This is a genomic window from Agromyces binzhouensis (genome assembly GCF_004135055.1).
GTDB lineage: Bacteria > Actinomycetota > Actinomycetes > Actinomycetales > Microbacteriaceae > Agromyces > Agromyces binzhouensis.
The window spans coordinates 1-2,786 of record NZ_SDPL01000410.1 but is presented as its reverse complement, the minus strand read 5'-3'; the positions used below and the strand labels follow the sequence as shown (position 1 = coordinate 2,786).

4 protein-coding genes and 1 pseudogene are annotated in these 2,786 nt (G+C 71.8%); 4 read left to right on the top strand and 1 reads right to left on the bottom strand.

Annotated elements, in window-relative coordinates; all coding sequences use genetic code 11:
* Positions 1-500 (bottom strand): annotated as a pseudogene (locus ESO86_RS14955) (ornithine cyclodeaminase family protein); the annotation flags it as partial.
* Positions 501-760: 260 nt separating this feature from the next.
* On the opposite strand from ESO86_RS14955, the gene rpsP reads away from it, so the two are divergent.
* The 4 genes from rpsP to trmD all read left to right on the top strand — a co-directional run.
* A complete protein-coding gene (gene rpsP, locus ESO86_RS14950; protein ID WP_129235696.1) occupies positions 761-1,180 on the top strand; it encodes a 30S ribosomal protein S16 in 420 nt (139 codons plus the stop codon).
* Positions 1,181-1,183: 3 nt separating this feature from the next.
* The gene (locus tag ESO86_RS14945; RefSeq protein WP_129235695.1) at positions 1,184-1,420 is read left to right on the top strand and encodes an RNA-binding protein; all 237 of its coding nucleotides are present in this window, start codon (positions 1,184-1,186) and stop codon (positions 1,418-1,420) included.
* A gap of 1 nt (position 1,421) precedes the next feature.
* The gene (gene rimM, locus ESO86_RS14940; protein WP_129235694.1) at positions 1,422-2,063 is read left to right on the top strand and encodes a ribosome maturation factor RimM; all 642 of its coding nucleotides are present in this window, start codon (positions 1,422-1,424) and stop codon (positions 2,061-2,063) included.
* 9 nt (positions 2,064-2,072) lie between these two features.
* On the top strand, positions 2,073-2,786 hold a 714-nt coding region (gene trmD / locus ESO86_RS14935), incomplete at its 3' end, for a tRNA (guanosine(37)-N1)-methyltransferase TrmD (protein ID WP_129235693.1).

The window sequence follows — 2,786 nt, the reverse complement described above, 5'->3', positions numbered from 1 at the left end:
GCCCTGCCGGGGTCGCGGCCGACGAACCGGACCCGCTCGATGGGGCGGATGGCGCGCATCGCCTCGACGTGGCGCACGCCCTGCGGCCCGGTGCCGAACACGACGAGCGTCGCGGCGTCCGGCTCGGCCACGACGTCGAGCGCGGCCGCCGAGACCGCCGGCGTGCGCAGGTTCGTGAGCTCGGTGCCGTCGAGCACGGCGACCGGGGCGAGCGTCTCGGCGTCGATCAGGACGTAGAGGGCCTGGATCCGTTCGAGGCCGCGCGCCGGGTTCGCGGGTGCGACGGTCGCGAGCTTCTGGCCGACCCATCGGCCGAGCTCGGAGGGCATGAGCAGGAGCTGCCCCTGCCGCACGTCGACGACGCACCGCGGCGGATCCGCGTCGGGGTCGTAGCCGCCGCGCAGCACGCGCCGGACGGCGTCGACGGCCGCGCGCATCGGGACGCGCTCGGCGATCGCGGGCCCGTCGATGAGGTCGAGGGATTCGAGGGGGCTCCCCATGCGCCCATCGTAGGGTGGGCCTGATGTCGACGCTCGTCGCGGTCGCGCGCGCAGCGGGGGCCGCTCCGGATCGACGCGCAGTCACGTGCGCGGCTCGGAGGATTCTCGTTTCGGCGCGGAATCTGCAAGAATGGTCAGTCGAGTTCTGTACCGCCCGACCCTCTATCCGGCGCGCAGGACACCCTTTGAGCTTCCGCCGAGTGTGCACCCCACGCTCACGGCTGTCAGTTCGCCTACCTCACAACACATCCAGGAGAATCGTGGCTGTCAAGATCCGCCTCAAGCGGCTCGGCAAGATCCGTGCCCCGTACTACCGCATCGTCGTCGCCGACTCGCGCACCAAGCGCGACGGTCGCGTGATCGAGGAGATCGGCAAGTACCACCCGACCGAGAACCCCTCGTTCATCGAGGTCGACTCGGAGCGCGCGCAGTACTGGCTCGGCGTCGGCGCCCAGCCGACCGAGCAGGTGCTCGCCATCCTCAAGCTGACCGGCGACTGGGGCACGTTCAAGGGCGACAAGAACGCCAAGAACACCGTCCAGACCGCGGCCCCCAAGGCCGAGTACGAGGTCGACACGGCCAAGAAGTCGGTCGTGAAGCCGAAGGCCGAGAAGCCGGCCAAGGCCGAGGAGCCCGCCGAGGCTCCGGCCGCCGACGAGACCGCGTCGGACGAGGCGTAAGCCTTGCTCACTTCCGCGCTCGAGCACCTCGTCAAGGGGATCGTCGATCACCCCGACGAGGTGAAGGTCGTCTCCGCGTCGAGCGCACGCGGCGAGGTCCTCGAGGTGCACGTGCACCCCGAGGACCTCGGCCGCGTCATCGGGCGGGCCGGTCGCACCGCGAAGGCGCTGCGCACGATCGTGGCCGCCCTCGCCGACGGCCGCCGCGTCCGGGTCGACGTCGTCGACACCGACGACTGACGTGGTCGCGGCGAACCGCCCCCAGCAGCTCCGCGTCGGCCGGCTGACGAAGGCGCACGGACTGAAGGGCGCCCTCAAGCTCGAGCTCTACACCGACGACCCCGAGCGTCGATTCGTGCCCGGCGCGGTGTTCTCGCTGCAGGTGCCCGAGGAGTCGCCGTGGCACGGCCGGACGCTCGAGTTCCGCGAGCTGCGCTGGTACAACGGCCAACCGGTCGGGTTCTTCGAGGGCGTCGAGGACCGCACCGCGGCCGAGGGGCTCGCGAAGGCCATCCTCTGGGTCGACCAGCCCGTCGACGAGGAGCCCGAGCCCGACGCGTGGTACGACCACCAGCTCATCGGGCTCGCGGTCGTCCGCGACGGCGAGCGCATCGGCCAGGTGGCGCACGTCGACCACCTGCCCGCCCAGGACCTCCTCATCGTGAAGACGAAGCAGGGCGACGTCATGGTGCCGTTCGTCTCGGCGTTCGTCCCCGAGGTCGACATCGAGGCCGGCACGCTCACGGTGACCCCGCCGCCGGGGCTCTTCGAGGAGCTCCCCGACGAGGCTCCCGACCCCGAGGAGACCGGCGGCACCGAGGCATCCGACACCGGCGATGCCGAGGGCGGCACCGACGGGTCCGACAAGACCCCCTCCGCGTAGGCGGCGACGATGCGCATCGACATCGTCACGATCTTCCCCTCGTTCTTCGACGTGCTCGACCTGTCGCTGCTCGGCAAGGCCCGGCAGACGGGCCTCATCGACGTCGTCACGCACGACCTGCGCGACTTCACCCACGACCGTCACCGCACGGTCGACGACACGCCGTACGGGGGCGGCGCGGGCATGGTCATGAAGCCCGAGCCTTGGGGCGAGGCGCTCGACTCGATCGTCGGCGACGGCGACTCCGAGGCGCTGCTCGTGGTGCCTTCGCCGGCAGGCGAGCCGTTCACGCAGGAGACCGCCCGCGAGCTCGCGGCCGAGTCGCACGTGGTGTTCGCGTGCGGACGCTACGAGGGGATCGACCAGCGCGTCGTCGACCACTACGCGACGCGCATGCGCGTCAGGCCGATCAGCCTCGGCGACTACGTGCTGAACGGGGGCGAGGTCGCCGTCATGGCGATGATCGAGGCCGCCGGCCGCCTCGTCCCCGGCGTCGTCGGCAACCCCGAGAGCCTCGTCGAGGAGTCGCACGAGGACGGCCTGCTCGAGTACCCGAGCTACACCAAGCCCGCCGTCTGGCGCGGGCTCGAGGTGCCCCCGGTGCTGCTGTCCGGCCACCACGGCAGGGTCGCGGAGTGGCGCCACGAGCAGCAGGTCGAGCGCACGCGTCGCGTGCGCCCCGAGCTGCTCGGCGACGGCCCGGCCGACCAGCCGGACGCCCGC